The following is a 17,721-nucleotide window of genomic DNA, read 5'->3' on the forward strand; positions in this document are numbered from 1 at the left end:
GGTACAGACTACGCCGACACCAATAGCTGTACAATATTGTTTTTTGGTATAAGTTTTGGCGTACCTGTTCTTACGGCGTGGCCTATGGTTAAAGCTAAGGCTCAACCAAGAGCCACGCCCGATTGCAATTGATCCCTGCTTATAAAATAGACCAGTGATCGGCGGCGAACGTTACATGAGGAGTGTCCCATGCATATTTTGCTGACCGGCGGTACCGGCTTGATCGGTCGCCAGCTGTGCCAACGCTGGCTTGCCCAAGGGCATCGCTTGACCGTTTGGAGCCGTGAACCGGACACCGTTGCCAAGTGGTGCGGTGCGCAAGTGTTGGGCGTTGGCCGCTTGCAAGACGTGATCGGCAGCGTGGATGCGGTGGTCAATCTGGCCGGCGCGCCCATTGCTGATCGGCCCTGGACCAAAAAGCGCAAGGCCTTGTTGTGGAGCAGCCGCATCGGTCTCACCGAAACGCTGTTGGCGTGGATGGAAGGCCAGGCGCAAAAACCGCAGGTGCTGATTTCCGGTTCGGCGGTCGGTTGGTACGGCGACGGCGGCGAGCGCGAATTGACCGAGGCCAGCGGCCCGGTGCAGGACGACTTCCCGAGCCAGCTGTGTATCGCCTGGGAAGAAACGGCCCTGCGCGCCGAAGCCATGGGCATCCGCGTGGTGCTGGTGCGCACCGGCCTTGTGCTGGCGGCGAAGGGCGGCTTTTTGTCGCGGCTGTTGTTGCCGTTCAAGCTGGCGCTGGGCGGGCCGATCGGCGATGGTCGGCAGTGGATGCCGTGGGTTCATATCAAAGATCAAATCGCCCTGATTGATTTTCTTCTGCACAAGGCGGACGCCAGCGGTCCTTATAATGCCTGCGCGCCACACCCGGTGCGCAACCGCGAATTCGCCAAGACCCTGGGCCAGGTGCTGCACCGTCCCGCGTTCATGCCGATGCCGGCGTTTGCATTGAAGGTCGGGCTGGGTGAGTTGTCCGGGTTGTTGCTCGGCGGGCAAAAAGCTGTGCCCGAACGGCTGTTGGCGGCCGGTTTCACTTTTCAGTTCACTGAGTTGCACGCGGCCCTGGAAGACTTGTCCAGCCGCCTCTAGAGATAGGATGTTGCATGACGGATCACGCGTTGTTACTGGTCAACCTGGGTTCACCGGCCTCCACTTCGGTGGCCGATGTGCGCAGCTACCTCAATCAGTTCCTGATGGACCCTTACGTGATCGACCTGCCGTGGCCGGTGCGGCGGTTGCTGGTGTCGCTGATCCTGATCAAGCGCCCCGAGCAGTCGGCGCATGCCTACGCGTCGATCTGGTGGGACGAGGGTTCACCGCTGGTAGTCCTGAGTCGGCGTTTGCAGCAGCAAATGACCGCGCAGTGGACGCAGGGCCCGGTGGAGCTGGCGATGCGTTATGGCGAACCGTCGCTTGAAACGACGCTGACGCGCCTGGCCGCCCAGGGGATCAAGAAAGTCACCCTGGCGCCGTTGTACCCGCAGTTTGCCGACAGCACCGTGACCACCGTGATTGAAGAAGCCAAGCGTGTGGTGCGCGACAAAAAGCTCAACGTGCAGTTTTCGATCCTGCAGCCCTTTTACGATCAGCCGGAATACCTCGAGGCACTGGTTGCGAGCGCCCGGCCGTACGTCGAGCAGGATTACGATCATTTGCTCCTGAGTTTTCACGGCCTGCCCGAGCGTCATCTCAAGAAGCTCGACCCCACCGGCGAGCATTGTTTCAAGGATGCAAACTGCTGCCAGAACGCGTCGCCCGAGGTGCTTGCCACCTGCTATCGCGCGCAATGCTTCAGCGTTGCACGGGAATTTGCCGCGCGCATGGGCCTGCCGGATGGCAAGTGGTCGGTGGCATTCCAGTCGCGCCTGGGCCGGGCCAAATGGATCGAACCCTACACCGAAGCCCGCCTGGAAGCCCTGGCCCAGCAAGGCGTGAAAAAGCTGCTGGTGATGTGCCCGGCGTTTGTTGCCGATTGCATTGAGACGCTGGAAGAGATTGGGGATCGTGGGTTGGAGCAGTTCCGCGAAGCAGGCGGCGAGGAGTTGGTGTTGGTGCCGTGCCTCAATGATGACCCGCAGTGGGCTGCGGCGCTGAACACGTTGTGTGAAAGAGCGCCGCTGGCACTCTAACCCGTTTGTCGAAACGATGGAGATCAACTGTGGGAGCGGGCTTGCCCGCGAATGCGCATTGTCAGTCAACGACTGTATTGACTGATGCGGCGCCTTCGCGAGCGAGCCCGCTCCCACAGTCTTTTTTGTAGGGCTTATTCGTGATGCGGCTCACCCAGGAACGTCAGCGAACTGAACAGCCCGCGCGTCGCCACATCGGCATTGTCCTTGAGCGGGATCTCCACCTGCGCCGCGATCACATTCAACCCTTCGTTACGCACCAGCACCTGGGCGCGACCGTCTTTGTCGGTCTCGGTGCTCAAGGTGTTCGGCGCATTGCGATAGTCGCCCACCAGCTTGATCCCCGCCGCAGGTTTGCCATCCAATAGCACCCGTACCGGCAGTGACCGGCCAGGTCCTACAGTCAGCGGGTCCACTTCAGGCAGGATCAGCAGCTTGATCTGATCCAGCTTCGGCAACTTTGCCCCCGGCTGATAAATCGCCAGGCTGTATTTGAAGGTCTGGGTCGATGCAATCGCTCCCGGCACATGGCTGCGGCCCTGGTTGATCCACTTCTTGTCCGGCGTCTGCGACCACATGCCGTTATCCAACGCCACGGCTAAAACGGCGGGCGATTTGAGCGGCTTGAGGCGCGCGTGGTCGGCAAGGCGTTCTACGGTGACCGGAATCATCTTGGCGCTGGCGTCATACGCCCAGGCGCCGCTGATTTTCTCGGCCTTGAAGGCGTTGTCCTCGGCGCCGTGGCCGTAGATCACTTCGATATTGCCGCGCCGCTGTTCGGTCCACAGGCCGTGGGCAGAAACTTGGCTGGCACACAGCAGGCCGAGCACGGCCAGGGATTTTAAGGCTTGCATGGGAGCGTCCTTTTACAGGTTGAGGGTCAGGCTGACGGTGACGTTGCGCGGCTCACCGGGCGTGACCCAGTAATTGCTGTAGGAGCGCTCGTAGTACTTTTCGTCGAATAGGTTGTTGAGGTTCAGGCCCACGGTGACGCTGTCGCTGGCTTTGTAATGCGCCAGCAGGTCGACGGTGTGGTAAGCAGGCAGTTCGAAACGGCTGCCAGCCTCGCCGGAGCGGTCACCGACGTAGGTGAACGCTGCGCCCAGGTCCGAGCCGCGCAACACGCCATTCTGGAATTCATACACGCCCAGCAGGCTGGCGCTGCGCTTGGCCACGCCGAGAATTCGGCTGCCGGTAGGGATGGCTTTGTCACCCTTGGTCACTTCGGCGTCGATGTAGGCGAAGGCGCCGATGACGCGTACGGCGTCGGTCACTTGCCCACTCAGTTGCAGCTCAACACCCTGGCTGCGCGCCTTGCCCATGGCGCGCTGGGTATCGGTGGCGGGGTCGAGGGCGAGGACATTTTTCTTTTCGATGTGGAAGGCGGCGAGGGTGGTGCTCAGGCGATCGTCGAACAGCTCGCTCTTGAGCCCTATTTCATAACCGACGCCTTCTTCTGGCTCGAAGGATTTACCACCGGCATCCAGGCCGTTGTTCGGTTTGAACGATGTTGACGCGTTGGCGAACACGCCGACTTGCGGCGTGAGCTGGTAGAGCAAGCCGGCGCGCTGGGTCAGGGCATCATGGGTTTGCCGGCTCTTGGCGTGGTGGCGGGTGAAGTCATCGGTGCTTTGTTCGACGTGTTCGAAGCGTGCACCGAGCATGCCGCGCAGGCGGTCGGTGAAGACGATCTGGTCCTGCAGGTTCAGTGCCTGGCTCTTCACCTGTTCGAAGACGTCGGTGCCGGAGCGCGCGCCGTTGGGTTTGGCCTGGCCATAGATCGGTTTATAGATGTCGATGGGGTAGAGGCTGCCGGCAATCGCCGTCACGCGTTCTTTTTTGCGGTAATCCTCGTATTCGCTGCCGATCAGCAGTTCATGCTGCCAACTGCCGATGTCGAACAGGCCGCGCAGTTCGAGCTGGGTAATGCTGTCATGCCAACCGGTGGAGCGTTCGCGATAGCGGCGGTTGACGGTGTGGCCGTCGGCATTCAGCGCGCGGCTTTCCGAGGCGTCGCCCCACAGGCTGCCCTGTTTATAGTGGCTGGCGAGGCGCATTTGCCAGGCGTCGTTGAGGTGGTGTTCCACGGCGGCCTGGAGGCGGTTGTTGTGGTTGCGGATGTTGCCGTCGTTGGGCTCGCCGAGGAAGGTCGAGCGGGACATGCCATGGGGCGCAACGATGCCACGGTCGAAGGTTGAGCTGTGGCGCACGAGCTCGCTTTCCACAAGCAGGCGGGTGTCCGGGTCCAATTGCCAGCTGAAAGATGGCGCGACGAATACGCGCTTGGCGTCAACGTGATCGCGAAAGCTGTGATTGTCTTCCACCGCCAGGTTCACGCGCGACAGCATGCGGCCGTCGCTGTCCAGTGGCGTGTTCACATCAAGGGCTGTGCGGTAGCGGTCCCAGCTGCCGGCACTGGTTTGCACGGTGGTGAAGGCTTGCGGTTGGGGTTTTTTGCTGACGATGTTGACGGTGCCGCCGGGATCGCCACGCCCGTAGAGGCTGGCGGCAGGGCCTTTGAGCACTTCAATGCGCTCGATATTGGCCGCGTCTGGCGTGCTCGGGTAGCCACGGTTGGCGCTGAAACCATCCTGGTAGAACTGCGAAGTAGTGAAGCCGCGCACGCTGTACTCGTAAAGCGTCAGGCCGCCGAAGTTGTTTTGCTTGGACACGCCGCCGGCAAATTCCAGGGCGCGTTCCACGCTGGTGCTGCCCAAGTCGTTGAGCACCGTGGCGGGAATCACGCTGATCGATTGTGGGATGTCACGCAGGGCCGTGTCAGTTTTGGTCGCGCTGGCAGAGCGGGTGGCGCGATAGCCTTTGACGGGGCCCGTGGCAGATTCATAGGCGTCGCCGGTGACGCTGATGGTGTCCAGTTCGACGGTGTTGTCTTGGATGTAGTTGTCTTCGGCGTAGGCGGGGTCGAGCAGCAATCCCAAGGCCAGACCAGCCAGTGGGGTAAATCTACGAGGCGGCATGATAGAGCGTTCCAATGTCTATATTGAAACAATATAACATGCCTAATGAGAATGGATTTCTTTTGAAATATTAGGTTACAGGAGCCCGCGAACGGGCTCCCAATCCCGTTATTCCTCTTCTTTCACCGGCGCCGGCGGTGGACGCAGGCCGATTTCTGCAAGCAGTTTGATCTCTTTGCCGTTGCGCATTACCTGGATTGCCACCTTGTCGGTCGGCTTGATCCGCGCGACCTGGTTCATCGACTTGCGGCCATCACCGGCCGGTTCGCCATCGATGCTGAGGATCACATCGCCCAGTTGCAGGCCGGCTTTCTGGGCCGGGCCGTCGCGGAAGATCCCGGCGACCACGATGCCAGGGCGTCCGGTCAAACCGAACGACTCAGCCAATTCCTTGGTCAGCGGCTGTACTTCGATGCCCAGCCAGCCACGAATCACCTGGCCGTGCTCGATGATCGACTTCATCACTTCCATGGCCAGCTTCACCGGGATCGCAAAACCGATGCCCTGGGAGCCGCCGGATTTGGAGAAAATCGCCGTATTGATGCCGGTCAGGTTGCCATTGGCATCCACCAAGGCGCCGCCGGAGTTGCCCGGGTTGATCGCCGCGTCGGTCTGGATAAAGTCTTCGTAGCTGTTGAGCCCCAACTGATTACGCCCGGTGGCGCTGATGATGCCCATGGTCACCGTCTGGCCGACGCCAAACGGGTTGCCGATCGCCAGTGCCACGTCACCGACGCGCAGCCCTTCAGAGCGGCCGATGGTGATCGAGGGCAGGCTTTTCAAATCGATCTTCAGCACCGCGAGGTCGGTTTCCGGGTCGCTGCCAACCACACGGGCCAGGGTTTCGCGCCCGTCGCGCAGGGCCACGACGATCTGGTCGGCACCCGTGGTCACGTGGTTGTTGGTGAGGATGTAGCCTTCGGGGCTCATGATCACCCCGGAACCCAGGCTGGATTCCATGCGGCGCTGCTTGGGGCCGTTGTCGCCGAAATAGCGGCGAAATTGCGGGTCTTCAAACAGCGGATGTGCCGGTTTGTTGATGACCTTGGTGGTGTACAGGTTGACCACGGCGGGCGCGGCGATGACCACAGCGTCCGCATAAGTCACCGGACCTTGCACCACCGAACTGGTTTGCGGAGCCTGTTGCAGGTTCACATCAAGGCTGGGTAGGCCCACCCACTGGGGATAACGCTGAATAATCAGCATCGCGATCAGCACGCCAGCCAACAATGGCCATCCAAAAAAACGCAGTGCCTTGAGCATCAAGTAAGTCCTGACAGGTTGCAGGGGGCGGGAGAGCGCCCATAATGTCGCGCATTATACGAGGCTGCGAGCGCCTCGGAACGGGATATTTAGGAGTCTTTTATGGCCGTCCCCCTTACCACCCTCGTCGAGGAAGCGGACCGCTACCTTGGCAGCGCAAAAATTGCCGATTATTGCCCCAATGGCCTGCAGGTCGAGGGCCGTCCGCAGGTGATGCGCATCGTCAGCGGCGTGACCGCAAGCCAGGCGCTGCTGGATGCCGCGGTCGAAGCCCAGGCCGACCTGGTGCTGGTGCACCACGGTTATTTCTGGAAGGGCGAAAACCCGTGCATCACCGGCATGAAACAGCGCCGCCTGAAAACCCTGCTCAAGCACGACATCAGCCTGCTCGCCTACCACCTGCCGTTGGACCTGCACGCGGACGTGGGCAATAACGTGCAACTCGCCCGCCAGCTGGACATTACCGTCGAAGGCCCGCTGGACCCGAGCAACCCCAAAATCGTCGGCTTGGTCGGTTCCCTCGCCGAGCCCCTGTCGCCTCGCGACTTTGCTCGCCGTGTGCAGGATGTGATGGGCCGTGAGCCGCTGCTGATCGAAGGCAGCGAAATGATCCGCCGCGTCGGTTGGTGCACGGGCGGCGGTCAGGGTTACATCGACGACGCGATTGCCGCTGGCGTCGACTTGTACCTGAGCGGCGAGGCGTCCGAGCAAACCTTTCACAGCGCGCGGGAAAACGACATCAGCTTTATCGCTGCCGGCCACCACGCCACTGAGCGTTATGGCGTGCAGGCGTTGGGCGATTACCTGGCGCGGCGTTTTGCCTTGGAGCATCTGTTCATCGATTGCCCCAACCCGATCTGAGCCTCACAGCAGGCCCCTGTGGGAGCTGGCTTGCCTGCGATAGCATCACCGCCATTTGCCTGACTGACCGAGGTGCCTGTATCGCAGGCAAGCCAGCTCCCACAAAAAGTCCGCTCCCACATTCGACCGAGTTGGGCCAAACCCAGCGGCATATTCATATACCGTTTCGATCTAGCCGGCTCCCTGAATAGAAGAAGGTGCTGTGCTAGCATGCCCCGCTCGAACACGGCCCGCTGGCCGTCCATAAGATCGTTTTTCCGTGAGTAGCCATGGTCGACAAACTGACGCATCTGAAACAGCTGGAGGCGGAAAGCATCCACATCATCCGCGAGGTCGCCGCCGAGTTCGACAACCCGGTGATGCTCTACTCGATCGGTAAAGACTCCGCCGTGATGCTGCACCTGGCGCGCAAGGCCTTCTTTCCGGGCAAGCTGCCGTTCCCGGTGATGCACGTCGACACCCGCTGGAAATTCCAGGAGATGTACAAGTTTCGCGACAAAATGGTCGAAGAGCTTGGCCTGGACCTGATCACCCACGTCAACCCGGACGGCGTGGCGCAGGGCATCAACCCGTTCACCCACGGCAGCGCCAAGCACACCGACATCATGAAAACCGAAGGCCTCAAGCAGGCCCTGGACAAGCATGGTTTCGACGCAGCCTTCGGCGGTGCCCGTCGCGATGAAGAGAAATCCCGCGCCAAAGAGCGCGTGTACTCGTTCCGCGACAGCAAGCACCGCTGGGACCCGAAAAACCAGCGCCCGGAGCTGTGGAACGTCTACAACGGCAACGTCAACAAGGGGGAGTCGATCCGTGTGTTCCCGCTGTCCAACTGGACCGAGCTGGACATCTGGCAGTACATCTACCTGGAAGGCATTCCGATTGTGCCGCTGTACTTCGCCGCCGAGCGCGACGTGATCGAAAAGAACGGCACGTTGATCATGATCGACGACGACCGCATCCTCGAGCACCTGTCCGACGAAGACAAAGCCCGAATCGTCAAAAAGAAAGTACGTTTCCGTACCCTTGGCTGCTACCCGTTGACGGGCGCGGTGGAGTCCGAAGCCGAGACGCTGACGGACATCATTCAGGAAATGCTCCTGACGCGAACTTCCGAGCGCCAGGGCCGTGTCATCGACCACGATGGCGCAGGCTCGATGGAAGATAAAAAACGTCAGGGTTATTTCTAAGGGGCTGTCACCAATGTCGCATCAATCTGATTTGATCAGCGAGGACATCCTCGCCTACCTGGGCCAGCACGAGCGCAAGGAAATGTTGCGCTTCCTGACCTGTGGCAACGTCGACGACGGCAAGAGCACCCTGATCGGGCGCCTGCTGCACGACTCCAAGATGATCTACGAAGATCACCTGGAAGCCATCACCCGCGATTCGAAGAAATCCGGTACCACCGGCGATGACATCGACCTGGCCTTACTGGTCGACGGCCTGCAGGCCGAGCGCGAGCAGGGCATCACCATCGACGTGGCCTACCGCTATTTTTCTACCGCCAAGCGCAAATTCATCATCGCCGACACTCCCGGCCATGAGCAGTACACCCGCAACATGGCCACCGGCGCCTCCACCTGTGACCTGGCGATCATTCTGATCGACGCGCGTTATGGCGTGCAGACTCAGACCCGTCGCCACAGCTTCATCGCCTCGTTGCTGGGCATCAAACATATCGTAGTGGCCATCAACAAGATGGACATCAACGGCTTTGACCAGAGCATCTTCGAGCAGATCAAGGCCGATTACCTGAAGTTTGCCGACGGTATCGCGTTCAAGCCAAGCACCCTGGCCTTCGTGCCGATGTCGGCGCTCAAGGGCGACAACGTGGTGAACAAGAGCGAGCGTTCGCCCTGGTACACCGGCCAGTCGCTGATGGAGATTCTCGAAACCGTCGAGATCGCCAACGACCGCAACTACACCGACCTGCGTTTCCCGGTGCAGTACGTCAACCGTCCGAACCTGAACTTCCGTGGTTTCGCCGGCACCCTGGCCAGCGGCATTGTGCACAAGGGCGACGAAGTCGTGGTGCTGCCGTCGGGCAAGAGCAGCCGCGTCAAATCCATCGTCACCTTCGAGGGTGAGCTGGAGCACGCAGGCCCGGGCCAGGCCGTGACCCTGACCATGGAAGACGAGATCGACATCTCCCGTGGCGACCTGCTGGTGCATGCCGACAACGTGCCGCAAGTGACCGACGCCTTCGACGCCATGCTGGTGTGGATGGCCGAAGAGCCAATGCTGCCGGGTAAGAAATACGACATCAAACGCGCGACCAGCTACGTGCCGGGTTCCATCACCAGCATTGTGCACCGTGTGGACGTGAACACCCTGGCCGAAGGCCCGGCGAGTTCGCTGCAACTGAACGAAATTGGCCGGGTCAAGGTCAGCCTCGACGCCGCCATTGCGCTGGACGGTTACGACAGCAACCGCACCACGGGTGCGTTTATCGTCATTGACCGTTTGACCAACGGCACTGTGGCCGCAGGCATGATTATCGCGCCGCCGGTCAACCATGGCGGTTCGGCGCAACACGGCAGCCTTGCTCATGTCGCCACTGAAGAGCGCGCTCTGCGTTTCGGCCAGCAGCCGGCCACCGTGTTGTTCAGCGGCCTGTCGGGCGCGGGCAAGAGCACCTTGGCCTACGCGGTTGAGCGCAAGCTGTTCGACATGGGCCGTGCGGTGTTTGTACTGGATGGCCAGAACCTGCGTCACGACCTGAACAAAGGGTTGCCGCAGGATCGAATCGGCCGTACTGAAAACTGGCGTCGCGCCGCTCACGTGGCGCGCCAGTTCAACGAAGCCGGTCTGCTGACCCTGGCCGCGTTCGTTGCCCCGGATGCCGAGGGCCGCGAACAGGCCAAGGCGCTGATCGGTGCCGACCGCCTGCTCACCGTGTACGTGCAAGCGTCGCCGCTGGTGTGCGCCGAGCGTGATCCACAAGGCCTGTACGCAGCGGGTGGGGATAACATCCCTGGCGAGTCCTTCCCGTACGATGTGCCATTGAATGCCGACCTGGTCATCGACACTCAGGCTTTGTCGTTGGAAGACAGCGTCAAGCAAGTGCTGGAACTGTTGCGTCAACGCGGCGCGATCTAAACCCTCGCCGCCACAAAAAAGCCCGCCACCGATGACTCGGTGGCGGGCTTTTTCATGGAGTCTTGAAAACAACTCGGTCAACTGTGGGAGCGGGCTTGCTCGCGAACGCGCAGTGTCAGTCAATACATGTGGGGCTGACCCACCGTATTCGCGAGCAAGCCCGCTCCCTCATTTTGATCAGTGGCGCTCTGGGAAGTCTGTGTGCAGTTTGTCCAGCAGCGCATCCTTGTCTTCCCACAGCTGGTTGATCCAGCCCTGAAATGCCAACCGGTACTCCCCATCCTGCTCATAATTCTTGCCGATAAACCCGGCCGGAATCTGCACTTCTTCAAAGTGCACCACCACGTCCTTCACATTCCCGCAGAGCAAATCCCAATAGCCTGGGCGCCCGGCAGGGTAGTGAATAGTCACGTTCACCAGTGACTTCAATTGCTCGCCCATGGCGTCCAGCACAAACGCAATCCCGCCGGCTTTAGGCTTGAGCAGGTAGCGAAATGGAGATTTCTGCTGGGCATGCTTGCCCGGCGTAAAACGTGTGCCTTCGGCAAAGTTGAAAATGCCCACCGGGTTGTCGCGAAATTTCGCACAGGTTTTGCGCGTGGTTTCCAGGTCTTTGCCTTTCTTTTCCGGGTGTTTCTCGAGGTAAGCCTTGGTGTAGCGCTTCATGAACGGAAAGCCCAGCGCCCACCACGCCAGGCCTATCACCGGCACCCAGATCAGTTCCTGCTTGAGGAAGAACTTCAGCGGGCGAATCCGCCGATTGAGCACGTACTGCAACACCATGATGTCCACCCAGCTCTGGTGGTTACTGGTCACCAGGTACGAGTGCTCGTAGTCCAGCCCCTCAAGGCCGGTCAGGTGCCAGCGCGTGCGCCGTACCAGGTTCATCCAGCCTTTGTTATTGGTGACCCAGGCTTCGTGGGTGTGGTTCATCAGCCATTCGCTGAAGCGCTTGGCAAATGGCAGCGCCTTGAACAGCGCGACGATAAACAGAAACGAGCACAGCAAGATCGTGTTCAGCGCCAACAACAAGGACGCGATCACCCCGCGCACGGCGGCAGGTAGAAAATCCAGCATTTAAATATCCATAGGTCGGTTGGCGGCTTGAATCGCAGTCAGGGCGATGGTGTACACGATGTCGTCGACCTGAGCGCCGCGCGGCAGGTCGTTCACCGGTTTGCGCAGGCCTTGCAGCATCGGCCCCAGGCTTACGCAATCGGCGCTGCGTTGCACGGCCTTGTGCGTGGTGTTGCCGGTGTTCAGGTCCGGGAACACAAACACCGTGGCCTTGCCAGCGACCAGGCTGTTGGGCGCCAACTGCCGGGCCACAGTTTCGTTGGCGGCGGCGTCGTACTGCAACGGCCCGTCGATCAGCAGCGAGCTTTGTTGTTCGTGGGCGAGCAGGGTGGCTTCGCGGACTTTCTCCACTTCTTCGCCACTGGCCGAATCGCCGCTGGAATAGCTGATCATCGCCACGCGCGGCGTAATGCCGAACGCGGCGGCCGAGTCGGCGCTTTGCAAGGCGATTTCCGCCAATTCCTCCGCGCTCGGGTGTGGGTTCATCACACAGTCGCCGTAGACCAGCACCTGCTCGGGGAACAGCATGAAGAACACCGACGACACCAGGGTGCAGCCAGGCGCCGTTTTAATCAGCTGCAGGGCAGGGCGGATGGTGTTGGCGGTGGAGTGGATGACGCCGGAGACCAGGCCATCCACTTCGTCCAGCGCGAGCATCATGGTGGCAATCACCACTGTGTCTTCCAGTTGCTGCTCGGCCATCGGCGCGTTGAGGCTCTTGCTCTTGCGCAGCGCGACCATCGGTTCGACATAACGCTGGCGAATCAGGTCCGGGTCGAGAATCTCCAGGCCTTCGGGCAGCTCGATGCCGTGGGCGCGGGCCACCGCTTCCACATCCGCCGGTTTGGCCAGCAGCACGCAACGGGCAATGCCGCGGGCCTGGCAGATGGCGGCAGCTTGCACGGTCAACGGCTCGCTGCCTTCGGGCAACACGATGCGTTTGTTAGCGGCCTGGGCGCGCTGGATCAGCTGATAGCGGAACACGGCCGGCGACAGGCGCATCTCCCGTGGCGTGCCGCAACGCTGGTGCAGCCAGCGTGCATCGAGGTGGCTGGCGACGAAATCGGTGATGATTTCTGCGCGCTCGCGGTCATCAATCGGGATTTCTTTGTTGAGGCTGTTGAGTTGGTTGGCGGTGTCATAGGAACCGGTGCTCACCGACAACACCGGCAGCCCGGCCTGGAACGCGCCCCGGCACAGGTCCATGATGCGAGGGTCGGGCAGGGTGTCGCTGGTCAGCAGCAGGCCGGCCAGCGGCACGCCGTTGATCGCGGCCAGGCTGACGGCGAGGATGATGTCGTCGCGGTCGCCTGGGGTCACCACCAGCACGCCGGGCTTGAGCAGCTCCACGGTGTTACGCATGGTGCGCGCGCAGATGATGATTTTGGTCATGCGCCGGGTTTCGTAGTCGCCGGCGTTGAGGATTTGGGCGCCCATCAGGTCGGCCACGTCGCGGGTGCGCGGCGCGTTGAGTTCGGGCTGGTACGGGATGCAGCCGAGCAGGCGGAAATCGCCGCTGCGCAACAGTGGCGAATGCTCTTTGAGGCGCGCCGAGAACGCTTCCATGCTTTCGTCGGTGCGTACTTTGTTGAGAATCACGCCCAGCACTTTCGGGTCTTTTGGGCCGCCGAACAGTTGCGCCTGCAGCTCCACCCGGCCAGAGAGTTCGGTGAGTACTTCGTTTTCCGGCGCCGAGACCAGGATTACTTCCGCATCCAGGCTCTTGGCCAGGTGCAGATTGACCCGCGCCGCATAGCTGGCGCTGCGGGTTGGCACCATGCCTTCGACGATCAACACGTCCTTGCCCACGGCGGCTTGCTGGTAAAGGGTGATGATTTCTTCCAGCAGCTCGTCCAGCTGGCCGTCGCCGAGCATCCGTTCTACGTGGGCCAGGCCCAGCGGTTGTGGCGGTTTCAGGCCGTGGGTGCGGGCCACCAGCTCGGTGGAGCGCTCGGGGCCGGTGTCGCCCGGGTGAGGTTGGGCAATGGGTTTGAAGAAGCCGACTTTCAGCCCGGCCCGTTCAAGGGTACGCACCAGCCCAAGGCTGATGGAGGTCAGACCCACACCAAAATCGGTGGGCGCGATAAAAAAAGTCTGCATGCGAATTCTCTGGAGGTGCATGGCTTCGGTGGCGCTCTATGGTTGAGCACCTACCGGGAATCAGACGCCAAGGTTATCGTTATTCGAGCGCTTGCGCACACCAGCCACACGCAAAGGGTTGGCCTATTTTTTCAAGGCGTTGCGCAGGATCCAGGACCCAGGCGCGCGACTGCCATGGCGGTTGGTGGCGCAGGTGCTGGGTGTGGCCGCAGGACAGCTCGGCGACCCAGTGCCGGTCGTCATCCTGGTGGAATCCGAGGATGAAGGATGCCGTTGATCGGCCCCGTCTGTCCGGGTTGTGTTCGCTTTCGGGCAAATCCTTGTTTAGACTTGTCCGTTCTTCATTCTTATGCAAAAGGTCTCGCCCCATGACGATCGCCGCTAACAAGGCTGTCTCCATCGACTATACCCTGACCAACGACGCTGGTGAGGTCATCGACAGCTCCGCCGGCGGCGCGCCGCTGGTCTACCTGCAAGGCGCAGGTAACATCATCCCGGGCCTGGAAAAGGCTCTGGAAGGCAAGAACGTCGGTGACGAACTGACCGTCGCCGTAGAACCTGAAGATGCCTACGGCGAATACTCCGCCGAACTGGTCAGCACTTTGAGCCGCAGCATGTTCGAAGGCGTTGACGAGCTGGAAGTGGGCATGCAGTTCCACGCTTCCGCACCGGACGGCCAAATGCAGATCGTCACCATCCGCGATCTGGACGGCGATGACGTGACTGTTGACGGTAACCACCCTCTGGCTGGCCAGCGCCTGAACTTCCAAGTGAAGATCGTTGCCATCCGCGACGCTTCCCAAGAAGAAGTGGCCCACGGCCACGTTCACGGTGAAGGCGGTCATCACCATTGATTGCGGTTTGATCAATAGGTAGCAAAAACGCCCCGACTGGTTCGGGGCGTTTTTTTTGCCTTGAAAATGTACCCCAGTCCAAATGTGGGAGCGGGCTTGCCCGCTCCCACAAGGAGAACTGTGGTGATTCTGCAAGCAAACAAAAATGCCCCGCACCTTTCGGTACGGGGCATTTCTTAACTGTTACGCAACCTGGGCTACGTGGCAGTTTTTACCACTTAGGCTGCTGCAGCGACGTTCAGAGCCTTGATGTGGCCATTCAGGCGGCTCTTATGACGAGCGGCCTTGTTCTTGTGGATGATGCCTTTATCGGCCATACGGTCGATAACTGGCACGGCCAGAACGTAAGCAGCTTGGGCTTTTTCAGCGTCTTTGGTGTCGATGGCTTTAACTACATTCTTGATGTAGGTACGAACCATGGAACGCAGGCTGGCGTTGTGGCTGCGACGCTTCTCAGCCTGTTTTGCACGTTTTTTGGCGGAAGGTGTGTTGGCCACCGTCGAGCTCCTCGAAAGACTTTTTAGGAAATAGCAAACAAAATAGGCCGCGAATCATGCCGATGACTTGATGGGTTGTCAAGGGCGGCTGATGCGAACTGCTGAGTGGTCGATCTGAAGAGGCGGGTGATTTATTTCCGGCGCTTGACCTGTAAACTCGCGAGCTTTGGCTCTGTGCTGTTGCAGGCGCGCAGTATCGCATAAGTGGGCGCTTTGTTCGCCTGCTCTTTATCTATAGGCGCAAACTCTTTCAATGAATCTGCTCAAATCGTTGGCTGCCGTCAGCTCTATCACGATGATCTCCCGGGTTTTGGGGTTCGTGCGTGACACCCTGCTGGCGCGCATTTTTGGCGCCAGCATGGCCACGGATGCGTTCTTTATTGCCTTTAAATTGCCCAACCTGCTGCGACGGATCTTCGCCGAGGGAGCATTTTCCCAGGCGTTCGTGCCAATCCTGGCCGAGTACAAAACCCAGCAGGGCGGAGAAGCCACCCGCACCTTTATCGCGTACGTTTCGGGCCTGCTGACCCTGGTGCTGATGCTGGTCACCATCGCCGGCATGCTTGCCGCGCCCTGGGTGATCTGGGCCACGGCGCCGGGTTTTGCCAATACCCCGGAAAAATTCGCGCTGACCACTGATCTGCTGCGAGTGACCTTTCCTTATATATTGCTGATTTCCCTGTCGTCCCTGGCCGGGGCGATCCTCAACACTTGGAACCGTTTCTCGGTGCCAGCCTTCGTGCCAACGCTGCTGAACGTCAGCATGATTATTTTCGCGCTGTTCCTGACGCCGTACTTCGACCCGCCGGTGATGGCCCTGGGCTGGGCCGTGCTGGCGGGTGGCCTGGCGCAATTGCTGTACCAGCTGCCGCACCTGAAAAAGATCGGCATGCTCGTGCTGCCGCGCCTGAACCTCAAGGACACTGGCGTCTGGCGCGTGATGCGCAATATGTTGCCGGCGATCCTCGGGGTCTCTGTCAGCCAGATTTCGCTGATCATCAATACCGCGTTTGCCTCGCTGCTGGTTTCAGGCTCAGTGTCCTGGATGTACTACGCCGACCGTCTGATGGAGCTGCCGTCCGGCGTGCTCGGCGTGGCCCTGGGCACCATTTTGCTGCCAACCTTGTCGCGCACCTATGCGAGCAAGGACCGCCAGGAGTATTCGCGGATCCTCGATTGGGGCCTGCGCCTGTGTTTTATGCTGGTACTGCCGTGCTCTCTGGCCTTGGGCATCCTGGCCGAACCGCTGACCGTGTCGCTGTTTCAATACGGCCAATTCAGCGCGTTTGATGCCTCGATGACCCAGCGTGCGCTGGTCGCCTACTCCGTTGGGTTGCTCGGCATTATTGTGATCAAGGTGCTGGCGCCGGGGTTCTACGCCCAGCAAAACATCCGCACACCGGTCAAGATCGCAATCTTCACCCTGATCGTCACTCAACTGCTTAACCTGGTATTCATCGGCCCGCTGGCTCACGCCGGCCTGGCCCTGGCCATCAGCGCTGGTGCTTGCATCAATGCCGGCCTGTTGTTTTACCAACTGCGCAAACAACAGATGTATCAGCCTCAACCAGGCTGGGGGATGTTCGCCCTCAAGCTGCTCGTGGCGGTGGCGACCATGTCGGCCGTGTTGCTGGGCCTGATGCACTTTATGCCCGCCTGGGACCAAGGCCATATGCTGGAGCGCTTCATGCGCCTGGGCATTTTGGTGGTTGCCGGCGTGGTGGTGTACTTCGGGATGTTGCTGCTGCAAGGCTTTCGTCTGCGTGATTTCAATCGCAAGTCCCTGGGATAGAGACTTTGCCGCGATAAAACGATTGTTTTATCGATTCGATCCATTTGGCCTGCGCTGTTGCCTGTCGTCCGGGGCCGGGTGTGGTTATAATCGACCACTTTATGAGCAAGAAGCGCGTTATGCAGCTGGTTCGAGGTCTCCACAACCTGCGCCCCGAGCATCGGGGCTGCGTCGCCACTATTGGCAACTTTGACGGTGTTCACCGTGGCCACCAGGCTATCCTGGGCCGGCTGCGTGAACGCGCTGTCGAGTTGGGCGTGCCCAGCTGCGTGGTGATTTTTGAGCCGCAGCCACGGGAATTCTTTACCCCGGAAACGGCACCGGCACGCCTGGCGCGTTTGCGCGACAAGCTGCAGCTGCTGGCCGAAGAGGGCGTGGACCGCGTCCTTTGTCTGGCCTTCAACCAGCGTCTGCAAAGCCTCAGCGCCGCCGAGTTCGTCGACCGTATCCTGGTGGATGGCCTGGGCGTACAGCATCTGGAGGTCGGCGATGACTTCCGTTTCGGTTGCGACCGCGTCGGGGATTTCGACTTCCTGCAGCACGCCGGTGTGAATCAAGGTTTTACCGTCGAAGCCGCGCAAACCGTCGAACTGGACGGCCTGCGCGTGAGCAGTACCCAGGTGCGTAATGCGCTGGCCGCTGCCGACTTCGCCTTGGCCGAGCGTTTGCTCGGCCGCCCGTTCCGCATTGCCGGGCGGGTATTGCACGGTCAGAAGCTGGCGCGCCAACTCGGTACGCCAACCGCCAACGTGCAACTCAAGCGCCGTCGTGTGCCACTGACCGGGGTTTACCTGGTGAGCGTCGACATCGACGGCCAATCGTGGCCGGGAGTCGCCAACATAGGCGTCAGGCCCACGGTTGCAGGTGATGGCAAGGCCCACCTGGAAGTTCACCTTTTGGATTTTGCCGGTGATTTGTATGACCGGCGTTTGACGGTGGTTTTCCACCAGAAGCTGCGTGAAGAGCAGCGTTTCGCCTCGCTTGAGGCGTTGAAAACGGCGATCAATGCGGATGTCGCCGCCGCCCGTGCACTAGCCGCACCTAGCGCCCATCGCTAACCGAAGAGCCTTA

Annotated in this window: 15 protein-coding genes; 8 read left to right on the forward strand and 7 right to left on the reverse strand. The window is 60.5% G+C overall.

All coding sequences use genetic code 11. The features are described 5' to 3' along the window. Positions 1-189 precede the first annotated feature (189 nt). On the forward strand, positions 190-1,089 hold the full coding sequence (locus AACW30_RS04090; protein ID WP_200624337.1) for a TIGR01777 family oxidoreductase: 900 nt from the start codon (positions 190-192) through the stop codon (positions 1,087-1,089). Between the two features lie 14 nt (positions 1,090-1,103). Beyond that, on the forward strand, positions 1,104-2,129 hold the full coding sequence (gene hemH, locus AACW30_RS04095; protein ID WP_200624338.1) for a ferrochelatase: 1,026 nt from the start codon (positions 1,104-1,106) through the stop codon (positions 2,127-2,129). A gap of 134 nt (positions 2,130-2,263) precedes the next feature. Here hemH and AACW30_RS04100 read toward each other — a convergent pair whose 3' ends face one another. From AACW30_RS04100 to algW, 3 genes are all read right to left on the reverse strand, one after another. Beyond that, positions 2,264-2,983 carry a DUF4198 domain-containing protein gene (locus AACW30_RS04100; RefSeq protein WP_200624339.1) on the reverse strand — a complete coding sequence of 240 codons (720 nt, stop codon included), beginning with the start codon at positions 2,981-2,983 and terminating at the stop codon, positions 2,264-2,266. Positions 2,984-2,995: 12 nt separating this feature from the next. Then, the gene (locus AACW30_RS04105; RefSeq protein WP_200624340.1) at positions 2,996-5,107 is read right to left on the reverse strand and encodes a TonB-dependent siderophore receptor; all 2,112 of its coding nucleotides are present in this window, start codon (positions 5,105-5,107) and stop codon (positions 2,996-2,998) included. 108 nt (positions 5,108-5,215) lie between these two features. Beyond that, positions 5,216-6,370 (reverse strand): Do family serine endopeptidase AlgW, encoded by a 1,155-nt coding sequence (gene algW / locus AACW30_RS04110; protein ID WP_106578579.1) that lies wholly within the window; start codon positions 6,368-6,370, stop codon positions 5,216-5,218. Between the two features lie 102 nt (positions 6,371-6,472). Between algW and AACW30_RS04115 the strand changes: the two genes are divergently transcribed. The 3 genes from AACW30_RS04115 to cysN all read left to right on the forward strand — a co-directional run bounded on the left by AACW30_RS04115 (position 6,473) and on the right by cysN (position 10,330). Further along, entirely contained in the window at positions 6,473-7,231 is a 759-nt protein-coding gene (locus AACW30_RS04115; protein ID WP_119736499.1) for a Nif3-like dinuclear metal center hexameric protein, read from the forward strand. Between the two features lie 269 nt (positions 7,232-7,500). Further along, positions 7,501-8,418, forward strand: a complete 918-nt coding sequence (cysD, locus tag AACW30_RS04120) for a sulfate adenylyltransferase subunit CysD (protein ID WP_017137614.1) — start codon at positions 7,501-7,503, stop codon at positions 8,416-8,418. Between the two features lie 13 nt (positions 8,419-8,431). After that, positions 8,432-10,330, forward strand: a complete 1,899-nt coding sequence (gene cysN / locus AACW30_RS04125) for a sulfate adenylyltransferase subunit CysN (protein ID WP_106578581.1) — start codon at positions 8,432-8,434, stop codon at positions 10,328-10,330. A gap of 177 nt (positions 10,331-10,507) precedes the next feature. Here cysN and AACW30_RS04130 read toward each other — a convergent pair whose 3' ends face one another. The 3 genes from AACW30_RS04130 to AACW30_RS04140 all read right to left on the reverse strand — a co-directional run bounded on the left by AACW30_RS04130 (position 10,508) and on the right by AACW30_RS04140 (position 13,877). After that, positions 10,508-11,407, reverse strand: coding sequence for an acyltransferase (locus tag AACW30_RS04130; protein ID WP_124416398.1), 900 nt, complete (start codon positions 11,405-11,407; stop codon positions 10,508-10,510). Further along, complete coding sequence (gene pta, locus AACW30_RS04135) at positions 11,408-13,507, reverse strand: phosphate acetyltransferase (protein ID WP_200624341.1); 2,100 nt, start codon at positions 13,505-13,507, stop codon at positions 11,408-11,410. A gap of 79 nt (positions 13,508-13,586) precedes the next feature. Then, on the reverse strand, positions 13,587-13,877 hold the full coding sequence (locus tag AACW30_RS04140) for a DUF3565 domain-containing protein (protein WP_106578584.1): 291 nt from the start codon (positions 13,875-13,877) through the stop codon (positions 13,587-13,589). On the opposite strand from AACW30_RS04140, the gene AACW30_RS04145 reads away from it, so the two are divergent. Further along, entirely contained in the window at positions 13,876-14,361 is a 486-nt protein-coding gene (locus tag AACW30_RS04145; RefSeq protein ID WP_003188398.1) for an FKBP-type peptidyl-prolyl cis-trans isomerase, read from the forward strand. The genes AACW30_RS04140 and AACW30_RS04145 overlap by 2 nt on opposite strands. A gap of 218 nt (positions 14,362-14,579) precedes the next feature. Here AACW30_RS04145 and rpsT read toward each other — a convergent pair whose 3' ends face one another. Beyond that, positions 14,580-14,858, reverse strand: a complete 279-nt coding sequence (gene rpsT / locus AACW30_RS04150) for a 30S ribosomal protein S20 (RefSeq protein ID WP_003171647.1) — start codon at positions 14,856-14,858, stop codon at positions 14,580-14,582. 253 nt (positions 14,859-15,111) lie between these two features. Between rpsT and murJ the strand changes: the two genes are divergently transcribed. Both murJ and ribF read left to right on the forward strand, forming a co-directional pair. Further along, a complete protein-coding gene (murJ, locus tag AACW30_RS04155; protein ID WP_200624342.1) occupies positions 15,112-16,650 on the forward strand; it encodes a murein biosynthesis integral membrane protein MurJ in 1,539 nt (512 codons plus the stop codon). A 119-nt stretch (positions 16,651-16,769) separates the two neighbouring features. Then, on the forward strand, positions 16,770-17,708 hold the full coding sequence (gene ribF / locus AACW30_RS04160; protein WP_064450635.1) for a bifunctional riboflavin kinase/FAD synthetase: 939 nt from the start codon (positions 16,770-16,772) through the stop codon (positions 17,706-17,708). The last annotated feature ends 13 nt before the right edge of the window (positions 17,709-17,721 follow it).

The organism is Pseudomonas sp. MF6747, from assembly GCF_963890955.1.
Taxonomy (GTDB): domain Bacteria; phylum Pseudomonadota; class Gammaproteobacteria; order Pseudomonadales; family Pseudomonadaceae; genus Aquipseudomonas.